Annotated in this window: 22 protein-coding genes and 1 tRNA gene; 15 read left to right on the forward strand and 8 right to left on the reverse strand. The window is 34.4% G+C overall.

The annotated features are described in order from the left end of the window. Positions 1–41: 41 nt before the first annotated feature. On the reverse strand, positions 42–2,168 hold the full coding sequence (locus tag IKS50_RS02335; protein WP_292844709.1) for a phage holin family protein: 2,127 nt from the start codon (positions 2,166–2,168) through the stop codon (positions 42–44). After that, positions 2,165–3,034, reverse strand: a complete 870-nt coding sequence (locus tag IKS50_RS02340; protein WP_292844711.1) for a metallophosphoesterase — start codon at positions 3,032–3,034, stop codon at positions 2,165–2,167. Before IKS50_RS02340 ends, IKS50_RS02335 begins: the two co-directional genes overlap by 4 nt. Positions 3,035–3,110: 76 nt before the next feature. Between IKS50_RS02340 and IKS50_RS02345 the strand changes: the two genes are divergently transcribed. From IKS50_RS02345 to IKS50_RS02360, 4 genes are read left to right on the forward strand one after another with little or no spacing between them, the layout of a single operon-like run. Further along, positions 3,111–4,301 carry a redox-regulated ATPase YchF gene (locus IKS50_RS02345; RefSeq protein ID WP_292844714.1) on the forward strand — a complete coding sequence of 397 codons (1,191 nt, stop codon included), beginning with the start codon at positions 3,111–3,113 and terminating at the stop codon, positions 4,299–4,301. A gap of 28 nt (positions 4,302–4,329) precedes the next feature. Then, positions 4,330–4,896: a DUF6434 domain-containing protein gene (locus IKS50_RS02350; protein ID WP_292844717.1), complete on the forward strand. Its 567-nt coding sequence runs from the start codon at positions 4,330–4,332 to the stop codon at positions 4,894–4,896. Between the two features lies 1 nt (position 4,897). Further along, entirely contained in the window at positions 4,898–5,212 is a 315-nt protein-coding gene (locus tag IKS50_RS02355; RefSeq protein ID WP_292844720.1) for a TIGR04076 family protein, read from the forward strand. 22 nt (positions 5,213–5,234) lie between these two features. Continuing rightward, positions 5,235–6,254, forward strand: coding sequence for an SLC13 family permease (locus IKS50_RS02360; protein ID WP_292844723.1), 1,020 nt, complete (start codon positions 5,235–5,237; stop codon positions 6,252–6,254). On the opposite strand, the gene IKS50_RS02365 is transcribed toward IKS50_RS02360, so the two are convergent. Next, positions 6,255–7,268, reverse strand: a complete 1,014-nt coding sequence (locus IKS50_RS02365) for a hypothetical protein (RefSeq protein ID WP_292844726.1) — start codon at positions 7,266–7,268, stop codon at positions 6,255–6,257. It lies immediately after the preceding gene. 216 nt (positions 7,269–7,484) lie between these two features. Between IKS50_RS02365 and IKS50_RS02370 the strand changes: the two genes are divergently transcribed. Beyond that, positions 7,485–8,846 (forward strand): MATE family efflux transporter, encoded by a 1,362-nt coding sequence (locus tag IKS50_RS02370; RefSeq protein ID WP_366664912.1) that lies wholly within the window; start codon positions 7,485–7,487, stop codon positions 8,844–8,846. Positions 8,847–8,848: 2 nt separating this feature from the next. Here the strand turns inward: IKS50_RS02370 and IKS50_RS02375 are convergent, their stop codons facing one another. Together IKS50_RS02375 and IKS50_RS02380 are read right to left on the reverse strand one after the other, a co-directional pair. Continuing rightward, positions 8,849–9,799 carry a hypothetical protein gene (locus IKS50_RS02375; protein ID WP_292844731.1) on the reverse strand — a complete coding sequence of 317 codons (951 nt, stop codon included), beginning with the start codon at positions 9,797–9,799 and terminating at the stop codon, positions 8,849–8,851. A gap of 2 nt (positions 9,800–9,801) precedes the next feature. Beyond that, positions 9,802–10,203: a C-GCAxxG-C-C family protein gene (locus IKS50_RS02380; protein WP_292844733.1), complete on the reverse strand. Its 402-nt coding sequence runs from the start codon at positions 10,201–10,203 to the stop codon at positions 9,802–9,804. 86 nt (positions 10,204–10,289) lie between these two features. Here IKS50_RS02380 and cfbD point away from each other — a divergent pair, with 86 nt between their 5' ends. From cfbD to IKS50_RS02395, 3 genes are read left to right on the forward strand one after another with little or no spacing between them, the layout of a single operon-like run. Continuing rightward, on the forward strand, positions 10,290–11,363 hold the full coding sequence (gene cfbD, locus IKS50_RS02385) for a Ni-sirohydrochlorin a,c-diamide reductive cyclase catalytic subunit (RefSeq protein ID WP_292845124.1): 1,074 nt from the start codon (positions 10,290–10,292) through the stop codon (positions 11,361–11,363). Continuing rightward, positions 11,360–11,956, forward strand: a complete 597-nt coding sequence (gene hisH / locus IKS50_RS02390) for an imidazole glycerol phosphate synthase subunit HisH (RefSeq protein ID WP_292844736.1) — start codon at positions 11,360–11,362, stop codon at positions 11,954–11,956. The genes cfbD and hisH overlap by 4 nt, the downstream gene beginning before the upstream one ends. A 2-nt stretch (positions 11,957–11,958) precedes the next feature. After that, positions 11,959–13,323 carry an AIR synthase-related protein gene (locus tag IKS50_RS02395; protein WP_292844738.1) on the forward strand — a complete coding sequence of 455 codons (1,365 nt, stop codon included), beginning with the start codon at positions 11,959–11,961 and terminating at the stop codon, positions 13,321–13,323. An 88-nt stretch (positions 13,324–13,411) separates the two neighbouring features. Here IKS50_RS02395 and IKS50_RS02400 read toward each other — a convergent pair whose 3' ends face one another. Further along, the gene (locus IKS50_RS02400; protein ID WP_292844741.1) at positions 13,412–13,705 is read right to left on the reverse strand and encodes a hypothetical protein; all 294 of its coding nucleotides are present in this window, start codon (positions 13,703–13,705) and stop codon (positions 13,412–13,414) included. Positions 13,706–13,927: 222 nt separating this feature from the next. On the opposite strand from IKS50_RS02400, the gene IKS50_RS02405 reads away from it, so the two are divergent. The 7 genes from IKS50_RS02405 to IKS50_RS02435 all read left to right on the forward strand — a co-directional run bounded on the left by IKS50_RS02405 (position 13,928) and on the right by IKS50_RS02435 (position 20,473). Next, positions 13,928–14,368, forward strand: coding sequence for a hypothetical protein (locus IKS50_RS02405; protein WP_292844744.1), 441 nt, complete (start codon positions 13,928–13,930; stop codon positions 14,366–14,368). A 47-nt stretch (positions 14,369–14,415) separates the two neighbouring features. Continuing rightward, positions 14,416–14,489 (forward strand) — tRNA-Arg (locus IKS50_RS02410). A 20-nt stretch (positions 14,490–14,509) separates the two neighbouring features. Beyond that, complete coding sequence (truD, locus tag IKS50_RS02415) at positions 14,510–15,766, forward strand: tRNA pseudouridine(13) synthase TruD (RefSeq protein ID WP_292844747.1); 1,257 nt, start codon at positions 14,510–14,512, stop codon at positions 15,764–15,766. Between the two features lie 8 nt (positions 15,767–15,774). Beyond that, entirely contained in the window at positions 15,775–16,362 is a 588-nt protein-coding gene (locus IKS50_RS02420; RefSeq protein ID WP_292844750.1) for a zinc ribbon domain-containing protein, read from the forward strand. Between the two features lie 9 nt (positions 16,363–16,371). Beyond that, positions 16,372–16,761: a DUF126 domain-containing protein gene (locus IKS50_RS02425; protein WP_292844752.1), complete on the forward strand. Its 390-nt coding sequence runs from the start codon at positions 16,372–16,374 to the stop codon at positions 16,759–16,761. 7 nt (positions 16,762–16,768) lie between these two features. Then, positions 16,769–17,983, forward strand: coding sequence for an amidohydrolase family protein (locus IKS50_RS02430; protein WP_292844755.1), 1,215 nt, complete (start codon positions 16,769–16,771; stop codon positions 17,981–17,983). Between the two features lie 6 nt (positions 17,984–17,989). After that, entirely contained in the window at positions 17,990–20,473 is a 2,484-nt protein-coding gene (locus IKS50_RS02435; RefSeq protein ID WP_292844758.1) for a heavy metal translocating P-type ATPase, read from the forward strand. Positions 20,474–20,475: 2 nt separating this feature from the next. Here IKS50_RS02435 and IKS50_RS02440 read toward each other — a convergent pair whose 3' ends face one another. After that, positions 20,476–21,336 (reverse strand): hypothetical protein, encoded by an 861-nt coding sequence (locus tag IKS50_RS02440; protein ID WP_292844761.1) that lies wholly within the window; start codon positions 21,334–21,336, stop codon positions 20,476–20,478. Next, a complete protein-coding gene (gene purB / locus IKS50_RS02445) occupies positions 21,333–22,685 on the reverse strand; it encodes an adenylosuccinate lyase (protein ID WP_292844764.1) in 1,353 nt (450 codons plus the stop codon). The genes IKS50_RS02440 and purB overlap by 4 nt, the downstream gene beginning before the upstream one ends. Between the last annotated feature and the right edge of the window lie 133 nt (positions 22,686–22,818).

Genomic DNA, 22,818 nt, shown 5'->3' on the forward strand with positions numbered 1-22,818 from the left:
GATTAAATTATTATTTATATTTTTTAGTATAAATTCTTGGATTAATTATTTAAATTCTCAATTTCATTTTTCAAGAATTTATAAACTGATTCAGAGCCAATAATTTCACCAGGGTCTTCCCATTCGGATGGATAAAGAATAAATGGTTTGGTTTGATTCCCGCCGAGACCTCCATGGCTTCCAACCAATTCTTCAAAAGCGCATACTTCATTAGCGGCACTGTCATAAAAACTGTTAACCAGTAAATCAGGCATATTTTTAAAGTTATTTTCTCTTTTCAGGTGTTGAGCTGCATGTTTGCCAAAGCCTTCAAGTGGATTTTGACCAACTATTTTATCAGTCTCTAAGTAGTAGATACCATTTTCACCTATTACCATTCCGCCGTTTGCAATAGAATCAACTAAAACAAATCCGATTCCCGGATGTTTTACAAGTCCTGGAATTAAGTCTGGGAATAGCATGACAAGTTCTTCATAAGTGAGGCGTTGTTTCCATTGAGTTAAATAAATCAAACCCAAATTTCCAGAGCCTAATACAATTAATTCAGAATTTTCAGCTTTTTTAGTGCTGTGTTCCACACTTTCATATCCGGTAATGTACTCTAAACTGTTTGAATACTTTTTTTGCAGATTAATGAACTGGTTATTTTCAAAAATTATTGCAGGCTTTCTGCTTTGAAGTCCACCACGGAAATTTTGAAAAGATTCATTCTCTTCGAATAAATCGTAACGAATGTTTCCAATATGCTGTTTTATTGTTTGCAATTGCTTGTTTTCTGGAAGAAAAGCATCTCTAAAGTGGTCAATATTATATTCGGTTTTGTATACTTTCAAATCGTTTGGAAGCAATCTTCTAACATAGTTTCCTAATGTTATGCCATATCTTTGTTTGAATGTTGCGCCGTTACTTTGGCCGTGGTCTGATAAGATCACTAACTTATAATCTCTTTCACTCCTTTCGATAGTTGAAAGCAATCTTGAAAACTGAACATCGATTTGCTTTAAAACACCCCAAACATCTTCATCTTCAACTCCTGAGTGATGTGCCACTTCGTCATAACCCATGAATGTTGCATAGGCGGTATCAATTTCTCCCCTAAAGATTTCACTTGCTAAAACTTCTGTTGTAGCTTCTCTTAAAACTACATTAGCTCCTGCTCTAATTGCAGTATAGATAATGGTTCTTCTGAGTCTAGGCTGTATATTCTTAATTTTATGCATTATCTGGGACTTCAATTCAATCACCATGTCCCATAAAAACAAGATAAAAATCCTTTCAAAGTTATATGATTCCAAAAATACTGAATCCAATGATTTATTATAGATTCTTGAAAGTTTCTTTAATTTTGAAGAGGTCAGCACTGATAGGGGACTGTCTCCTGAAAACATGTTGGCAATACTTATTCCATTGACGAGCAGGCCTTTACCGTTACTTATCCTTTTTTCAATATCAGGGGCATGACTCAATTTTCCTGAAACCATGATTTTGTTGTCATTTTGCTTTTCAACCCATCTATAGGCTACAATGTCCTTGTTGTTACCATGGAGTATTCCTGCCTGGCTTGCTCCGGTTTGTGAGGATAAATCGGTTTCCCACTCCTTTAAGGTGTGGCTGTTGTCGTCTATCCAACCTTTTATTGTTGGCATAACTCCTTTATCAATTGCCTTTTTTAATGTAACGATTGATAGACCATCAATTTCGAGCATTATAACTCCAGGATATACTTTTTTATAAGAAGTTCTTCTTTTAAGGGCAAATTTTGAAATGCTCTTGATATAATTGTCATAGTAATTTGTGTTTGTAATGTTTGCGGCGAATGTTGTAAATATTGACATGACTATCGGGACCTGCCAAAAACCATAAAAACCGACATAAACGTCAGGTATGAAATAACATGCGATATAGAAGATTAATGATGTGACAAACAACGATCCAATACCAAATGTTAAAATGATAAATTTCATCAAAAATCGTCTGAAAATAGGCCATAATATTGAGTTTACAATTGAAACGGCTATTACAATTATCACTGCATTGTAAAGGGGGCCTAATGTAAAGTCGGTACTGATATAGTCAACGAACAATATGGCGAGAATGTTGGCTAGTGTAAGCACTAATCCTGTAATTAATGTTTTCAATGATGAAATAACTTTGTTTTGAATTGTCATTCTATCTCAATCTTTTGTCTGATTTTTGATTTAAGAGTAATTATTGTAATTTCAGGTTTACAGTTTACACGGATTCTGAATGAATTTGTACCAAGGCCTTTGCTTGTGTACTGGAACATATTTCCCAGTTCATAAAGGCCAACTGGATATTTTATTGATTTTTTGCCTCTAAAAGGGGTTGTTTCAAATTTTGGTATTATAAATTGCCCTCCATGCGAATGTCCGGATATTTGAAGGTCAATTTTACCTGTTTGAAATGACTGTTGTGCAAAATCTGGTTCATGAGCAAGTAAAATTGTTGGAGCATCTTTTTCCAATTTAGGCAGTACCTTATCTAAATTATCAGCACAAACAGTATATGAATCAACACCCGCTAAATTTAATTTTTCGTTTTTTCTTATTAAAGTAACAGCATCATTGCTCAAATCATAGATATCTGAGTTTTTAAAGATGTTTCGGATTTTATCTGCACCCAGCCAATGGTCATGATTGCCCAAAACACCAAATTTTCCGTCTTCGGATTTTAATTTTTTGAAAGATTTTTCCAATGAGGCATCATAACCGTCAATAACATATGAAACGTAGTCTCCAGTCAATGTGGCCAAATCATAGTTTAGCGTGTTGACGTAATCTATCAGGTCTTCAAGATACTCCGGATTAATCCATTGGCCCAAATGGATATCACACAAATTTAAAATTCTGTAATTGTGAAAATTCTTGCCCAAATTAGTCAATTCGATGTTTACTTCCACTACATCAACATCCTCCGGATTAAACTCCTTTTCAGGTAGGGTATTTGTCATAGACTCTTGAATCGTTTGGCGAATTTTCATTGCCGGAGGGATTAGAACATTTTCATCTTTCATCAGTATTATTATGGTTTCTGAAACTATTTATAATTTTAACAACATAAATTTAGATGTTAAAGATTAAGTGATTATTATGCTTCAAATTGCAGTTTGTGGAAAACCAAATGTTGGAAAATCCTCTTTTTTCAATTCAGCAACTGCATCTGCTGTTGAAATGGCAAATTATCCATTTACAACAATTGATGCTAATAAAGCAGTTGCTCATGTAATTAAGGATTGTCCATGTAAGGAATTAGGTGTTACTTGTAATCCTCATAATTCAATATGCATCGATGGAAAAAGATTGCTTCCAATCGAATTGATAGATGTTGCGGGACTTGTTCCTGGAGCACATGAAGGAAAAGGATTAGGTAATAAGTTTTTAGATGATTTAATGCAAGCTAAAGTATTCATACATGTGATTGATGCTTCTGGTTCAACAGACATCGAAGGAAATCCCGTTGACCCTGGAAGCCATGACCCATTGGATGACGTTGAATTTTTGGAAAATGAGATTGTAATGTGGATGTATGGAATCTTGTCAAGAAATTGGGTAAGGCTTGTAAGGAAAGTTGGTGCTGAGCATTTAGATATTTCAAAAGTATTGTTTGATCAATTATCAGGTACTGGGATAACTATTGAAGATATTATTGAAGCTAAAAGAACAATTGAACCAGATTACAATAAATGGGAAGAAGAAGATTTGATTGAATTGACAAGAAATATCCTGAAAATCGCAAAACCAATGATGATTATTGCAAACAAGGCAGACCTGCCTACATCCGCGGCAAACATCGAAAGAATTAAGGAAAAATATCCTAATGTTATTGCAACATCAGCGGAATCTGAAATTGCATTAGTTAGGGCTGCTGAAGCGGGGTTAATTTCATATGTTTCAGGTGAAGACCACTTTGAAATATTAAAACCTGATGAATTAAATCCAAATCAAATCAAGGCGCTTGAATACATACAAACCAATATTCTTGATAAGTACGGCAGTACAGGTGTTCAGGATGCTTTGAATTATGGCATTTTTGAATTGCTTGATAGGATTGTTGTTTATCCTGTTCAAGACGAGCACAAATACACAGATCAGAAGGGTAATGTCCTGCCTGACGGATTTTTGGTCAGAAGGGGTTCAACCCCAAAAGAACTGGCTTATATTGTCCACACTGATATAGGGGATAAATTCATGCATGCGGTTGATGCAAGATCAAATATGCGTGTAGCTAGTGACTATGAATTAAAAGACGGAGACATTATCAGTATTGTAACAAGAGGTTAATTCCTCTACTTTTTTTATTTTAGATAATATGATTAAATTAACTCGAGATTTAAATCCTGATGAATTTAGGCAATACTACTTTTTAAAAGAAGAATTAAAGGATTTTTGCAGGTTGGAAGGGTTAAAAGTCAGTGGAAGCAAGCAGGATTTGGAAAATAGAATAATTCATTATTTGTCAACAGGTGAAGAGTTAACAGAAACCCGTATCGAACAGCATCCAACTGAAACAATATCTGAGATAACTTTGGATTCCAAATTGGGCGAAAATTTCAAATGCAGCGAAGATAAACGAGCATTCTTCGAAAAAGAGATTGGTCCAGGGTTCAAATTTAAGGTTAATTTTCAAAAATGGCTAAAGGCAAACCCCGATAAGACTTATCGTGATGCAATTATTGCATATAATGAAATTCAAAATTCAAAAGAAAAAACTAAAATAGGCAAGCAGTTCCAATATAATCAATATATAAGAGATTTCTTTGAGAATAATGAAAATAAATCATTAGAGGACGCAATCAAATGTTGGAACTATAAAAAATCTCTCAAAGGACATAATCGTTATGAAAAGAGTGATTTAGATATTTTAAAGAAGGGATAATATGAAAAAAATTAAAATCACCGTTATGAGGAAAGTAAGGCATGATGATTTAATCGAAAAATATGAAAATCCACTTGAACATGAATGTGATGTTGAAGAAGGTCAAATTTTCATTGCAAATGGTTGGGTCAAACCTGATGGGTTCTGCGATAGTGCATGGGAAAGCGTTTCCCCATTTGTTTTAGCTTTGGCAAATGGAGCTAGTGATTTTTATGATGGGTGGATGAAGAATAAAAAATCTGCAATGATTTCCTGCAATGATGGGTTTAGGCCGGTTAGTTTTCTTTTGGAAACACTTGATGAAGATGCAGATTGATTATTAAATATTTTATGATATTATGGATAATTTAATAGAAAGAAGCTATAATTTTTTTAAAAAAGAGATTGTATTTTCAATATCTGCAATTCTAGCCATTATTTCTTGCATTTTTGTCAAACCGGGCATTAATTATTTTAATTATATTAATTGGGACACAATTATATTGCTCTTTGTAATCATGCTGATTGTGGAAATTCTTAAAAATTTATCTATTTTTGAGATGGTGGTTCGAAAGCTGCTGACTAAAATTAGGAATGCTCGGGAACTTGTTTTTACATTGGTTTTCGCTTGTTTTTTTAGTTCCATTTTCATCACCAACGATGTTTCTTTAATAATATTTGTACCATTCGCCATATTGGCTTTGAGAAAGGTTGATAGAATCGATTTAACAATTTTCACAGTTACTTTGCAGACTATTGCGGCGAATGTTGGCTGTATGGTTCTTCCTATCGGGGCGCCGCACAATATTGTCATGTATACTGTTTCTAAAATACCATTTAACTCATTTTTCCTATTGCTTTTGCCATATGTAATTGTATCAACGATATTTCTGGTTATTTTGACTTTCTTTATTTCTCCAGACAATGTTGCATTGCCTTCAATGGCAAAAATAGAGATTAACAGGGAAAATTTCTTTAAAAAGGTTTTTCTTGGGGTTGATTATTATCTACTTTTAACTTTTATCGCCCTTTTTGTTTTGATTGGCAATTTGCAGAATATCACATTTTTCACACAGATATTCGAGAAATGGATTATAGGCAATGAGGTTCTTTGGGGTGTCATCGCATCTCAAATTATTTCAAATGTCCCTGCAGCAATGTTGCTTAGCGGTTTCAGCACTAATTATGAATCCATTATTATAGGAATCAATATTGGTGGTTTAGGTACACTTATCGCATCAATGGCCAATCTAATATCATATAAAATTCTTGTTCGTGAGCATGAGGAGTTTAAAATTAAATATTTGATTGTATTCACGGTTTTAAATGTTATCCTATTAATGCTTCTGTTAGGCATTCATGTTATTATAGGAATCTGATTATTCTAAGATTAACTCAGGAGTATTGTTGCTTTGATAAGCAAACCAAAGTGTATTTTCAATTAAAAATTCATGTGCTAAGGACATGATTAAGTCTTCACTTTCTCCTTTCTGTAAAACTTCATTTTCAGCTTTTTCATACAGCATAACCATTCTTCTGTGGTCGTTAATTTCATTTGACAAAGACATCTTTCCATAGTAGCTTCCAAGAAACAGGGTGAATGCGGACATGCTTCCCACTATGATTTTCAGTAATGAACGGATCATATCTACCTGTTCGAAGCCAACCATTATTCCAGAATCTTGGAGAGTCTTTAAAATCATGCCAAGTTCATTTATATGTATTTCTCCAGATGCGTTAAATAACATATAAAATTCAAAAGCTCCTGCGATAAGGAAAGTGGCAACGGTTATGTATAATGCTCTACGTGTAGACTTGTCGTTCCTTTGTTTTTTTTCATTTGATTCTATCCATGCCTTTTGGTGATATTCCAGTTGGTCCCTTATCCAACAATTTAAAATAGATCTTTTTTCGGTTGTTGTATGCACGGGCAATGAAAGTAAGATTTCATTAATCCAAGGGGAATTTTTTTTGATGAACCAGGGCAAAATGATGGTTATATGTTCCTTGATGCCCGCAATTGAAAGGAAATAATGGACTCGAAGAGTTTCAGCGAGCACACGATATTCCAAATATTTTTTGTGATTTTCATATTGGACACCAAATTTGTCGGAATAACCAAAAATTGCCAAAATTATAATACACAGGAATATAAACAAGTGCAATTCAGCTTCATCATATAAAAGAAACAAGACAGCAAGAGCTGTTCCAAAAAACGCGAGCAATTTAAGATTAAAGTAATGTTTTTTTGCATTTTCCATACTCATTACATCTGCTGCCCCATATAATTTATCAATTGCTTTCAATGAAGGGTCGGTAATGTTTTCTTCAATATGAGTAAATGGAATTTTACAATTTTCCATGTCTTTGAAAAAGGTCTCTTTTTGATACATAGTAACAACTCTTAACTTCTTATATACTATTACATTATTAAAAAAAGTATTATAAAACAATTATGCATCATTTTTTGAATCAGTTCAATTTGAAAACATCAAAAAATTTTTTATAATTAATCGATTGTTAAATTTATAATGCTTAAAAAATATAAATGTAAACAATGGTTTTAATTTTTTAATTTGATGAAAATTCAAAGTTTTACTGTTGATAACATGGCCAATAAAAATGTTGAATTGATGAGAGGAGAACCGGAAATCGCCGTTAGAAAATTGGCGATTCCAATAATGATATCCATGCTTTTAACGGCATCATACAATATCGTTGATGGGATTTGGGTTGCGGGGCTTGGTCAAGCAGCTATTGCAGGAATAGGTTTTGTAACACCAATATTCATGATTCTAAACGGGTTTAGTGTGGGACTTGGAAATGGTGCAACAAGCAGTATCAGCCGTGCTGTTGGAGCAAGAAATCATGAAGGGGCCAGTAAATCGGCAACTCACTCACTTTTGATATTTCTCATGGCATCAATTGTGTTAACTTTGATTTTTATTGTGACATTAAAACCTTTGCTCATATCTTATGGTGCAAGCGGCCAATCCTTAGCTGAGGGAATCAGTTATGGAACTCCTTTATTCTTAGGTTTATTCGCATTCATGTTTGCTAATGGAGGAAGTGGAATTCTCCGTGGTGAAGGCGATATGAAAAGGGCAATGTATGCAATCATTGTTTCCGTGATTTTGAACTTTATTTTGGATCCTCTTTTCATTTATGTGTTGAATTTAGGTTCAGCTGGGGCTTCTCTTGCAACAATTACAAGTTCAATAGGTTCAGCTACTGTTATAATGTATTGGATTTTGGTAAAAAAAGATACTTACGTTGATGTTAATCTTAAAGGATTTAAATTCGAATCAAAAATAGCCAAGGATATTTTAAAGGTAGGGATTCCTGCTTCTTTGGACATGCTGGTAATGTCCGTTGCAATGAGTTTCTATTTAATGTTCATTTCATCTGTCGGAGGGGAATATGGTATTGCAGCATTCACATCAGGTCAAAGATTATATCTATTTGGAATAATGCCTTTAACTGCAATAGGAAGTGCGGTTGCAGCAGTCAGCGGAAGCTCTTTTGGAGCTAAAAATTGGGATTATCTTTCAAGAACACATATTTACGGAACCAAATTTGCAACAAAATTAGCGCTTCTCATCATGCTTATTCTTGTAGTGTTTGCACCTCAATTATCATTGATTTTTGCATATACTCCTGAAACAGCCCCATTAATTCCTGAAATTACTAATTTTTTAAGAATTGCTTCATTCGGTTTGCTTTTAGTTGGAATTGGTATGCCTTCAAGCTTCTTTTATCAGGGAATCGGTCGCGGTACAACAAGCTTATGTTGGACAATTATCAGAGAATTAATTCTAACCGTAAGTTTCACTTATCTGTTCGGAATGGTATTTAGTTGGGGGTTAACCGGTATCTGGACAGGCCTCGCTACCGGTAGGATAATTGCATCTATTTTAAACTTCACATATGCCAGATACACAATCAGAAAGTTAAAGACAGTTTTAAACTGACTTCATTCTACAGCAAAATCAGGTTTGTTTTTCTTTTGATGAGAATACCAAATTGTATTTTCAGTTAAACATTCTTTTGCCAAATACATTATTTGATCTTCATGCTCTTCTTTCGTATGAATAATTTCATGCTCAACTTTTTGATACAACCAATACATTCTTAGATGCTCGTCAACCTTACTGGATATAGACATCTTTCCGTAGTAGTTTGAAAGAAATATGGTAATTGCAGTTGCAGTTCCGACACCAATTTTCAATCCTGCACGAATCCAATGTGCAGTATGCATATCAAAAGGAGCATAAATCATCATGGAAATTTCGAAAATCAATGCTATAACATAAAAGATAATGGTTGCGATTAGTGAAATTTTTTCATAAAATTCATTTTTTTCCAATTGTTTCAATGCCTTTTTATGTGCACCATCATGATATTTCATTTGATTTCTAATCCAACAGTCTAAAATGGATTCTTTTTTATTTGTTTCTATTGTAGGCAATCCCGAGAGGACATCTTTTACTAAAGGTATACGTATATAGGTAAACCATGGTAAAATATCAATAACATTTTTTTTAATGCCTGCCTTTGAAATAAAATATTGGACACGCAGTGTCTCTGCAAGCACTCGATATTCCAGGTATTTTTCATGAGCATCTTCATCGTTAGGCTGTCTATAAACATAATATAACAATAGGATTAATCCTGTAACTACGAAAATTAGAAAATGTTGTTCGGCTGCTTCATAAAGAAGAAAGAAAAATACAATCAACGGTGCAATTATGGATATGTTTCGAATTTTATCATGATGTATTTCAGAATATTTCATGCTCAAAACATCTGCAGCACCGAATAACTTGTCAATTTCAATTAGTGCGGAATCGCTAATGGGCTCTTCAATATGAGTTAGTTTCTCACATTTTTTTCTTTCTTCATCAAATTCTCTTTTGTAAATCATAGTTATTTATCTAATAGGTCTGCAACTTTATTTGCAATAAAAACACAGCAGTCAACACATGGAGATTTATCTTTACCATTATTTGTGATTAAATCACATCTTACAGTACCATATTCGTCTTTAAATGTGTTGAAAATCTCTTTGGCGTTTGCTTTAATTATCTCATTTTCATCATTCAGCAAACCATTCGCCATTAAGGCACCGGTTACAGCACCGCAGGTTCCTTCATCAAATGTTCCACCCATTCCTCCCGCAAATCCGCAGGCTAATCTGGACATGTCTTCCTCACTCATCGGATAATCAGCGGTTTGGCAAAGACCCATCAATGTTGATTCAGAACAACTTTTAGATTTTCTGTATTCTCTAATTTTTTCTTCTAAAATTTGTTTGTCAAGTTTCATCATGCAATCTCCTGAATTTGTTAATTAATTATATTAATCAAGAATTTAATATAATTATTTGTTAAAAATATTGTGAGTTGATAAAAATTATACATCCAAGACCAAGTCCGATTGCCGCCACTCTTTATACCTTAAGAGACATGAATGTCGAAGTTATTGTTATGCATGGGCCTACGGGGTGCTGCTTTAGAACAGCCAGACTATTGGAAAGCGATGGTGTCCGTGTCGTAACCACCGGAATGTCTGAAAATGATTTCATTTTGGGCGCCGGTGAAAAGTTAGTAGAAACATTGGTTGAAGCTTATGATACATTCAAACCGAAATTGATGGGAATTGCGGGTACATGTGCCAGCATGATTATTGGAGAAGATTTGAAAGAGGCAATTGCAACTGCAGATTTGCCATGTACAGTCATCCCTGTCGAATCCCATGGGGGATCAGGTGAAGGGGACAATACTGTTGGAGCAATCATGGTACTGGATGCTGCTGTGGAATGCGGTGTTATTCCAAGAGAGGAAGCAGACAGGCAGATTGAAATGCTTGAAAAGGCAACAGAAGTTGAAAAAACCCGTGGAATGGCACAGGGCAAATATATTAAGCCTAACTTTGGTGATTCAAAAGAATCTGTTGCAAAAACTGTAGTTAAAGCTTTAAAAGATGATAAAAAAGTAGCATTCGTACTCAATGTTAAAAAAGAAACATCTTATCTATTTTCAGATATTATTAATTTCGACTACAGAAAAATTAATCCAGATAATAAACCTATTTTCGTGGCTAATTTGGATGAAAATATTGGTTTGCCAAGAATCAGACAACATGCTGTAAATATTAAAAATCAGTTAGATATTGAGCCTGATTTTATCACTGGTGGTCTTGATGAATATCCAATAACTGCCAATAAAGCAGCAGAATACTTAAAAAATAAAGATTTAGATTTAATAGTTGTATTTGGTGTGCCTCATGCATTTCCAATTGAAGATTTTGATGTTGAATCCGTTGCGGTTACTGATGGGCCTCGTTTGGTTCAACCTTTAAAAGAACTGGGTTACACACATGTTGTAGCAGAACTTGATGCACATTCAAAAACCCTTGGAACAGATGAAATAGTATTTTCTGATTTTGGTGGAATGATTAGGTCAGCTATTGGGTGGTTAAACGAATGATAACAATTATTGATTATAAAAGTGGAAATCTAAAGAGTATTTCTAATGGATTTAAAAAAATTGGTGCCGATTATCAAATCACCGATGATAAAGAAATTATTGCAAATAGTGATTATTTGGTTTTACCTGGTGTTGGAGCATTTGGAAGCGCAATGGAGAATTTAAATCCTTTTGAAGGCATTATAAAAGAACACGTTGCAGACGATAAACCGTTTTTAGGGATTTGTCTTGGACAGCAGGTATTGATGGGTTCAAGTGAAGAATCACCAGGAGTCGATGGTTTAGATTTATTTAAAGGTCATGTTGAAAAGTTACAAGGTGGCGTTAAAATACCTCATATGGGCTGGAACAGATTAAAGGTCACCAATGACTCACCAATCTTAGATGGAATCGATGGGGAATACTTTTATTTTGTACATTCTTATCATGTAATCCCTGATGATGACGAAATCATCGCAGGAGTTTGTGAATATGGTGGTGAAGTTGTGGCAAGCTTAAGCCAAAACAATTTATTCTCAACACAATTTCATCCGGAAAAAAGTGGAAAAGCAGGATTAAAAATTTTAAAAAATTTCACTAATTTGGAGATATAACTATGGATATTGAAGGATTTGTAAGAGCTAGAATTGATGATTACTCATATGATGAATTAGCAGACATTTTAGCAGTAAGAATACGTGAATACAAAAAGATTTCTGAAGAAAACTCAGTAGAAATGGCAAAAGCAGTTATTGATGAGGTACAAACCACATTAAAACTCAAAGATAGTGATGATGAGTTTTTAAAAGAGATTGTTGATGTTAACAAGGCTGATGTATTGATGGGAGAAATGGGAGTAGGATCCCGTGGAGCCGGAGACTTTTTTGTCCACAGAAAAATCGCAGAAATTGTTTCATCCACCAATACTGCTTCACTTGTAAACCCATCAGAACAGGACGATGGGGGAGTTGTAAAAGCTCCCGTTGCAAATGATGAAGTTTATATTACAACTGCTGTTGATGGAATACACTCAAGATTAAGCGAATACCCATTTTTAGGAGGATTTCACGTTACAAGAGCAACACTTAGAGATGTTTGTGTAATGGGAGCCGACCCTGTTGCAATTCTAAGTGATGTTCACTTGGCTGACGATGGGGATGTTGCTAAAATATTTGACTTTACAGCGGGTGTGGCAGCAGTATCCGAACTTGTTGATGTGCCAATCGTAGCTGGAAGTACTTTGCGTGTTGGAGGCGACATGGTTTTAGGTGACAGGTTTGTTTCCGCGGTTGGAAGTGTTGGAGTTTCACCTTATCCACCAACTGCAAGAAAAGGAGCAACTGAAGGGGATATTATCCTTTTAACTGAAGGTTCCGGTGGAGGAACAATAACCACTACCGCATTATACAACGGTTTTTTCGATGTTGTATGGGATACAATGAATGTTAACTTTGTTCAAGCATCACACGCACTATTCGAATCTGATCTGGTTAAAGATGTTCATGCAATGACTGACGTTACCAATGGAGGCCTTAGAGGCGATGCTCATGAAATCTCAAATACCACCGGTGTTGGTTTAGAGTTCTATGAAAAAGAAATCAGGGGCATGGTCGCACCGAATGTCCTAAACATGCTTGAAACATTAAATATTGATCCATTAGGAGTCTCAACTGATTCATTAATGTTAATCGTACCTCCTGAAATTGTTGGAGACATTAAAAAAGCTGTCGGTAAATATGGCGTTGCAATATCTGAAATTGGTGAGGTAAACAATTCAGGCGAACCAATATTAGTTAAAGAAGATGGTTCTAATGAAAAATTGGTTCCATTATTCAGGGAAGCAGCATATACTAAAATTAAAAAATTAGTTGGCGATACAACTCCTGAAGACTTTGAAGAAATGAAAGAAAAAGTTCAAAAAGCTTCAGATGCGGCTATTGCTAAAAAGGATAAAGTAATTGATTATATTAAGAAAAATTAAAATTTTAATTTTTCTTCTATTTTTTCATGATTCATGTTTCAATACTAAAATTCATTTTTTGACTTATTTTTAATTTTCATTTGAACTATCATAGCTCAAAATTAAAGCTTACAGTTGTAAATTTCATGCCACTGTCCCTGATTTTTTTAGATTTTATGTCGACATTTCCGTATTTCTTTAAGAAAGTATTAATCTCCCTTGAGATGGAATTGTAGTTTTTTCTGTCATAAACTCTGTAATTTCCCATGAATTTAACTGTTTCACTTTTATTCAGGACATTTACTTTGTCCATTCTGTAGGATTCGTTGTTGTTCTCTAAAACAGAGTTAACTTTGTCCACTATCTCCTCTTTGATTTTTGCTTTTTCTTCATCAGTAATCATGATATTTTCCCCCATTATTTTTTTGAATTGTTTATCAGTATTTTCCTTATTTAATAGATTATATTTTTGATTTTAATAAGTTTGTCATAATTATTGGATATCAAATGTGTTGAATAACCTATCTTTCCAATATCATACAATAATTTTTAAGTGTGACTTTACACAAAAGCACACTTTCACACTTCAAAATTTTATATAAGTTAAAAAATCCAATTCATGGACATGTTAGATAACAATGGGTCTTTTTATATAATTGATGCAATCCTTGCAATATTTTTACTTTTAATTGTATTTTTAGCTGTTAATACGATAATATCTCTCCCAGCAACTGATTACTCATATGAAAGCAAGGATATTAGAACAGCACAGGATGTGATGGAATTGTTGAGCGGTAAAATAGATTTTGATGACAAAACATTCCTGGAAAAAATTTCAGCCATTTTAGACGATGGAGAAAATTCAAAAGAATCAATAAGGGAAGTATCTGAAATCTCTAAAATGAAATTGGATTCATATAATCTAAAGAATTATCGTTTAACGGAAAACAATATTTTGGATGGGGAGGTATTGGCATCCTCCGGAGATTATAAAAAAGCGACTGATGTCAATGTGGCTTCCAGAACCTATGGCGATTATTCATATACCCTGTCAATATGGCAATAATTAAATAGTATAAAAATCTTAAATTTATTTGTTATCTTATTTTGTTGGCCCTGGTGGTGTAGTTTGGATAACACATGGGACTGCGGATCCCATTCCCCGGGTTCAAATCCCGGCCAGGGCATTGTAATTTCCGTGATTATTATGTTAAATGCTAATACTTATGTTACTTCCCAAAAAGGAATCGGGGGAACTATTAGAAATAGATATGAAGATTTTTACGTTGAAGAAATTCCAGAAATCATTCCAACAGGGGAAGGTCCAAACATTTACATTTGGATTGAAAAGTTGGGAAGAACCACTCTCGATGTTGTTTTAGACATTTCAAGAGATTTACATATCTCAAGAAAAAGAATGGGCTTTGCCGGAATGAAAGATAAGAAGGCTTTGACCCGCCAATGGATCTGTATCGCAAATATGGATTCAGAAGAGCAATTCAAGCAGGTTGAAAACCTGGACATTTACAAGACTGATTTTTTAGAAATTGTTCGCGGTCGCAAAAAGCTCAGAATGGGTCAGCTTAAGGGAAACAAATTCAAAATTTTGATTAAAGATTTGGATGACATTCAAGAAAGTGCTGAAATAGCCAACGATGTTTTAAAAGAATTGGAAACAACAGGCGTCCCTAATTACTTTGGCTGGCAGAGATTCGGAAAGCCAAGAACAAATACTCATTTGGTTGGCGAAGCTTTAATTGAAAATGACTTGAAAAAAGCAGTAGACCGATATATTGGCGGACCATCCGAAGAGGAGCATGAAGAAAATCAAATGGCAAGACAGGCATATGATGATGGAAACCTTGAGGAATCTTTGGATTTAATGGGCAAAGGAATGAGATATGAAAAAATGATGATTCGTGAATTGATTAAAGATTCCAAAAAAGGAGAATTAACAGATAAATCTTATAAAAATGCATTATACGCACTTCCAAAACCTCTTCAGAGAATGTTTGTTCATGCTTATCAATCTTATTTGTTTAATGAAGCCGTAAGCAATCGTGTAGCTATGGGAATTAACAAATACATTGAAGGAGATATTATCATTGACACAGAAGAACATATTGTTTATGATAAAACTCCTGAACAGTATCAAGAGTTAATGGATAAATTTGAAGTTAATCCAACTTGCCCATTATATGGTACTAAAGTTCCATATGCTGGTGGAATTGTCGGGGAAATGGAAGAAAATGTTTTAAATGGTTATAATCTTAAAAAAGAAGACTTTGAAGTTCCAAAAATGCCACGTTTAGGAAGTCATGGATTAAGACGTTCAATGAGATTCCAAGTTTGGGATGCTCATGCAGAAGCAACAGACGATGGAGTTTTATGTGAATTTTCAATAAATAAAGGGTCATACGCTACTGCAGTTTTAAGAGAAATCATGAAAATAGATGTAGTTTAGGTGTTAATATGGTAATCTGTCCGGATTGTGGAAAAGAAGTTCCAAAAGATAAATTTTGTAAAAATTGCGGTGCTTACATTGAAAATATTGAGGAGGCACCAGTCATTGAAGATGATGTAAATTTGGAGGTCCCTGAAATTGAGGCGGCACCGGTCATTGAAGATGATGTAGAGGTGGAGACTCCTGAAATTGAGGAGGAAACATCAGTTCCGGTTTCCATCAAATCAGATAAAGTCAATTTCTGCTATAATTGCGGCGCAAAACTTACTGGAGATTTTAAATTCTGTCCGGAATGTGGTCAGGATTTAAAGGCTAAAGTTACCAAATCAAACAGAACAGTCACTTCCTCAGAAGAGAAAAATGTCCTTTTAGCGGTTATCTTAAGTGTGATTTTACCGGGACTTGGTCAGATTTACTTAGGACTGGACAATAAAGGCGCAATATTCTTAATAGCTTATGTTATCTCAGCAATTCTAATTTTGATTCTAATTGGATTGTTATTATGTGTTATAATATGGATTTGGGCATTAATTGATACAATTATTTCAGCTAATTCCATAAATAAGGGTGAAGAAGTTATAGATAAATTAATTTAAGTGATATTCATGATTAAATGTAGAAATATTTCAAAAGGAAAAGGAAAAGGGGAATTAATTGTTTCATCAGAACCTATTAGTTTTTTAGGAGGAGTAAATCCTGATAACGGTGAAATAATTGACCCAAATCACGAATTAAAAGGAGAAATCATAAAAGATAAAGTCTTATTCATTCCTGGCGGAAAAGGCTCAACAGTCGGTTCTTATGTTATTTTTCAAATGATGAAGAATAACACTGCTCCAAAGGCCATAATCTGTTTAAGTGCAGAACCAATTATAGCCACAGGTGCCATAATGTCCGATATTCCGATGGTGGATTCACCTGAAGAAACTAAAGACTTAACAACAGGGACATTGGTCGAAGTTGATGGGGATAATGGAACAATAGAAATATTATAGTGATAGTATGCAAACTCTAATTGAAAATGTAAATATTATAAATCCATTCGATGAAATTCAAACTAATCAGAATGTTTTAATTGAAGATGATGTCATTAAGGAAATTTCTTCATCTAAAATCAAAGTCGATGCAAATGTTATTGATGGTGAAGATAATTATTTGCTCCCGGGGTTCATCGACTGTCACTGCCATATATTTGCAAAAGGTTTCCACAAAGAGGAGAATATGGCAAATCCTTTAGGTCTTCATTTTTACAATGCGGTGCCTCACAGCCTACAGACCATTAATGCAGGGGTTACAACAATTAGGGATTGTGGATCAGCTGATTTGAGTTTTAAATTGGCTCAACAAAAAGGATTATTCACAGCTCCAAAGGCACATTTATCAATCACTCCACTGGTCATGACTGGAGGTCATTTTGACTTGTTCTTGCCATCCGGTTGGGATATGGAGATAATTTATCCAGGTTTTCCAAAGGGAAGATGCGATGGCATTGAAGAGGTATTAAAAAAGACTCGTGAAGTGAAAAGAGCAGGCGCTGATTTTATAAAGGTAATGGCAAGCGGAGGAGTTTTGACTACAAATACTTCACCTGAATTTGCCCAATTCAATAAGAAGGAATTAAAAACAATTGTCAAAGAAGCTAGTGCCAATGACATGAAGGTATCAGCTCATTGCCATAGTTTAAAGGGAATGAACAATTGTATTGATGCGGGATTCAGTTCTATAGAACACGGAACATTCATCGATAAAAAAACTGCTTCTAAAATGGCTGAAAAGAACGTCAATCTTGTTCCAACACTTCTGGTTCATCAGTTTTTATATAAAACCGGTTTTCCGGCATGGGATAATTTTGCAGAAGAAAAAACCGCTAAATTAAAAGAAATAGTTAAAGTTCACAAAGAAAACATTTCAGTCGCTTATGAACAGGGCGTAAACATCTTAATGGGAACCGACAGTGGAGTAATTCCTCATGGCCATAATCTGGAAGAATTGGTTCATTTGACTGATATTGGAATGTCCGCTGATGAAGCAATTGCAGCAGGAACCGTTAAAGCAGCTGAATTTTTAGGATTCAAAGACTTGGGATTAGTTAAAGAGAACTATGTTGCTGATTTGATTTTAGTTAATTCAAATCCTTTAGATGATGTTAGTGTTCTAAGCGATAATGATAATATCTTAAGAGTTATTCAAGACGGAATTGAAGTTAAACAGTTGTGATAGTATATGGTGAAACATAAACATATGGATTTGCCAATCGAAGGAATGCATTGCGCTTCCTGTGTGTTAAGCGTGAATAAAACATTCGGTAAGATTGAAGGCGTAGAGGAAGTCGACGCCGATCTGGCAGCAAATAAATTGCATATCACAGTCGACACTAAAAAGATTTCCTATGAAGAGATGGAGAGATTGGTTAAGAACTTGGGGTTTGAACTTCACTCTGATGAGATGACTTTAAGAATTCAAGGGATGCATTGTGCTTCCTGTACCATGAATGTTGAGAATTTTTTAATAAGATTGGATGGCATTTTTGATGTTAAAGCCGATTTAACTTCTCAATCTGCGAGAGTAAGATATGATTCATCAAAAGTAACATTGGATGAAATCGAAAAAGTAATTAATTCTTTAGGTTTTGAACTTTTAGGAGTTGAAGGCCAGACTGAAATCGATGAGGAAGCGATATATCAACAGGATTTAAAGGACAAACGTAACAGAATTATTGTTGGATTATTTTTCTCAGTTATTTTAATGATTTTAATGTTTAGCGGATGGGATCCGTTAAATGGATTTACACATTCCTTGCATCAGGCAACTGGATTGCATATTTCTTCTATGGGATTATTATCATTAATTGTAAGTATTGCACCATTTTTGTATGTGTCTTTACCAATCTTAAAAGCGGGAATAAACGGTTTGATGCATAAAAACCTGAATATGGACGTAATGTATTCAATGGGTATTCTGGTTGCATATATCTCAAGTATTTTTGGAACATTCGGCATAGTCCTGGACCACACATTCATGTTCTATGATTCAGCAGTAATGCTTCCTTCATTCTTAATGATTGGAAGATATCTTGAAGCCAGAGCCAAAAAACGAACTTCCGATTCAATAAGGGAGCTGATAGGACTTCAACCAACAGTTGCAACCGCAATTGAAGTGGATGAAAATGGTGAAATAATTTCACAAAGGGAAGTTTCAATCGCAGACATTGTTGTAGACGATTTGCTTTTGGTCAAACCCGGTGAAAAAATCCCGGTGGACGGGGATGTTGTCGGTGGAGAATCCTATGTTGATGAATCAATGATTAATGGTGAACCGATTCCTAAAGTAAAGAAGGATGGAGAAGAGGTATTTGCCGGAACCATCAATCAGGACGGAGTATTGAAAATCAGGGCCAAAAAGATTGGAAAGGAAACTGTCTTGTCAAATATTATCCGTTTGGTTGAAAAGGCACAGTCTTCAAGGCCTCCGGTTCAGAAATTCGCAAATACTATTGTGTCATATTTCATTCCAGTTATTTTAACAATAGCTATTGTAGTATTCTTGATATGGTATTTTGTATTGGGAGGAACATTACTATTTTCATTAACATGTCTGATTTCAATATTGGTGGTTGCATGTCCGTGCGCTTTGGGTTTGGCGACTCCAACAGCAGTTACAGTAGGTGTTGGAAGGGCCGCAGAGTATGGAATCCTGATTAAAAACGGAGATACCTTGGAAAATGCAGGTCAAATCGATGTTGCGGCATTTGACAAGACCGGTACAATAACTGAAGGTAAACCTGAGGTTGACGATATCATCAGTTATGGTTGTTCAGATGATGAATTGATTAAGCTTGCAGCAAGCATTGAGCAGAATTCAACTCACCCTATTGCTAAGGCTATTGTGAACAAATCAAAGGAATTGAATCTGGTTTTAGATCAAACATCCGAATTTGAAAATATTACTGGCAAAGGGCTTAAAGCCGAGTTAAACGGCAGTGAAATTCTTGCAGGCAATCTAGCTTTAATGCAAGCTTTTGATGTTGATGTTGGCAAGGAAACTATAGACAAATATCATAATCTTGAAAGTTTAAGCAAAACAATTATCTTTTTAGCAAAAGACAAATCTGTAAAAGGTATTTTGAGCTTATCTGATAAAATTAAACCTAATTCTAAAAGAGCTATTGAAGAGTTACATAAGATGGGTGTTGAAACCTATATGTTAACTGGAGATAATGAATCCACTGCTTTGAATGTTGCCCGTGAAGTTGGAATAGATAATGTAGAAGCGGGTATTCTTCCGGAAAACAAATTGGACATTGTTAAGAAAACCCAAGCGAATAACACCAAGAAGGTTTTGTTTGTTGGTGACGGCATCAACGATGCACCTGCACTTACACAGGCCGATATTGGCGTTGCCATGGGTAACGGTACCGACATTGCAATGGAGAGCGGAGATATTGTTGTAATGGAAGGAGATCTGGAAAACGTAGTGGCTGCCGTGCAGTTTTCTAAAAAGGTAATGCGCAGAATCAAGGAAAACATTTTCTGGGCTTTCGCATATAACTCAATTTTGATTCCGGTTGCAGCGGGTGTATTATACCCGACATTCGGAATAACATTCGAGCCGGCCCTTGCAGGTCTTGCAATGGCGATGAGTTCTGTAACAGTCATATCCCTTTCATTAATGCTTAAGAGATATGTTCCAGAAATAAAAAGAAGTTAAAATTAATTGATTATAAAATCAATTAATTCTATTTTTAATTTTCCAAGCTTAGGAGCTAAATAGTTGTAAAATATTGCTAGAAGGTAAGCTTCAATAAATCCGCCTGCAAAACCATATAATACATTAGCGATTGCACTTGTTAGTGTCATGCCGCTTATCATCATAATTATTGCAAAAACTAAATTTAGGACACCACTAATTATTGCAAATGCAATAGCAAATCTTAATGAATCAATGGAATCAATTGCAGCAAAACCTTTTTCTTCGCTTAAATTTAAAACTATTCCTCTATCATTTTTTCCTAAAATATTATAAATGTATGTCCCAATTAAAACAAAAACAAATGATATTATAAGAGTTCCAAAAATAAACACTGCTATTGTTGTAGGTTGACTTATAAGGACCAATAATTGGTAAACATTGAAAGCCATTATCTGCTGACCGGAATACATTAAGGTCTGCATTATTGTGCTTAAAAGCAAAGGCAAAACAAATACCGAAACTAAATAAAGCAATATTGCTTGTATTGTTAAAATAATTGAAACCATCATTGCAGTTTCAGTTGTAGAAATCTTAACAATTTCTTTTCCATCCTTAAGTTCTATAGCTATTGTTTTCAATTTTTTGGCAAGTAAATTATATAATAAACCTTGACAAAATGCATTGTAAATTGTATACATGAATGTGCCTACAATAATTGTCGGAATTAGGTATATTATTACACTTGCTCCATCTGGAACTGTAAAACCTACAAGAATAGTAATGAAAATTGCAGAAATTATTGAAAATAACACTGCAATTCCAGTTGATATTATAGTATATGAGGATAGTTCTATTGAGCGTAATTCTTTAAAATTACTCATTCAAACCACTTTTCAGACTTTTCAAGGAGTTCATCGATGATTATTGGAATGGAACCAATGTAGGTATGTGGATCCATTATTTTATCGACATCTTCTTCGGTTAGGTATTTTTGAACCTCTTCATCTTCTAAGATTAATTCGCCGAGCAATAATTTTTCTTTATTTGCTTTAATAGCATTTTTTCTAACAATTCCGTAAGCGGTTTGTTTTCCCATTCCTGCACGAGTTAACTCAGCCATTAATCTTTCAGCCATAATCAAACCGTTGGTTAAATTTAAGTTTCTTTCGATGTTTTCATCATAGAATACTAAATTATTCATTAATTTAATGGTCAGGTTTAAGATGTAATCAGTTAAGATACAGCTTTCCGGAAACATTATTCTTTCACAAGAGGAATTTGTTAAATCTCTTTCATGCCAGAGGGGATTATTGTCAAGTGCAGCATTTACATAGGATTTTACAATTCTTGCAACACCACAGATTCTTTCAGCAGTAATCGGATTCATTTTATGAGGCATTGTACTGCTTCCAACTTGTTTTTCAGGGTCAAAATATTCTCCAACTTCCATTAGTTCAGTTCTTTGTAAACTTCTAATCTCGAGTCCGATTTTATCTAAAGTAGAGGCAATATTGGCTAAAACACTTATGAATTCAACATGGTTGTCTCTTTGAACAACTTGGTTAGTTATTGTGGCTGCAGGCAATCCTAAGATTTCTGCAACTGTTTTATGGATTTCCCAACCTTGTTCACCTAAAGCTGCGGTTGTACCGACTGCACCATCCATCATTCCAACACAAACATTTAGTCTTGCATTTTCTAATCTAACATATTGTCTGTGAAGTTCATCTGCCCAAATACCAAATTTCATTCCGTAAGTTGTTGGAAGCGCATGTTGGCCGTGTGTACGTCCAATACATACTTTCATTTTATTTTCGCTTGCAAGTTTAAGCATTATTTTTGTCAATCTTTCTAATTTTTCTTCCAACACATCAATGGAATCACGAATAAGTAATGAATTTGAACTGTCTACAATATCGTTAGATGTAGCACCAAAGTGAACATATTCTCCGGCGCCATTTTCACATACTTCGGTAATTGATTTTGATAACGCCGCAATGTCATGATTGGTTTCAGCTTCAATTTCTTTCACTCTTTCTAATTTAACATAATCAGTATTAGCTTTAGCCGCAATTTCATCTGCGACTTCTTGTGGGATAATCCCAAGTTTTCCTTCCGCTAAAGCTAAAGCTGCTTCTACATCTAGCATTCTTTGTAATTTATTTTCTTCTTCCCAAATATTTTTCATTTCAGGAGTACCATACCTAAATTCAATAGGGTGTATAGCCATTTTTTATCATCTCACAATAATTGTATTCAATACTATTTTGTTGGTTCAAAGTATTATATATTATAGCAAACATTTATATTGTTTTATATTAAAAAATTTAATTACTATTATAATATTAATAATAGGTGATTAT

Origin of the sequence: Methanobrevibacter sp. (genome assembly GCF_017539065.1) — an archaeon.
Classification (GTDB): domain Archaea; phylum Methanobacteriota; class Methanobacteria; order Methanobacteriales; family Methanobacteriaceae; genus Methanocatella.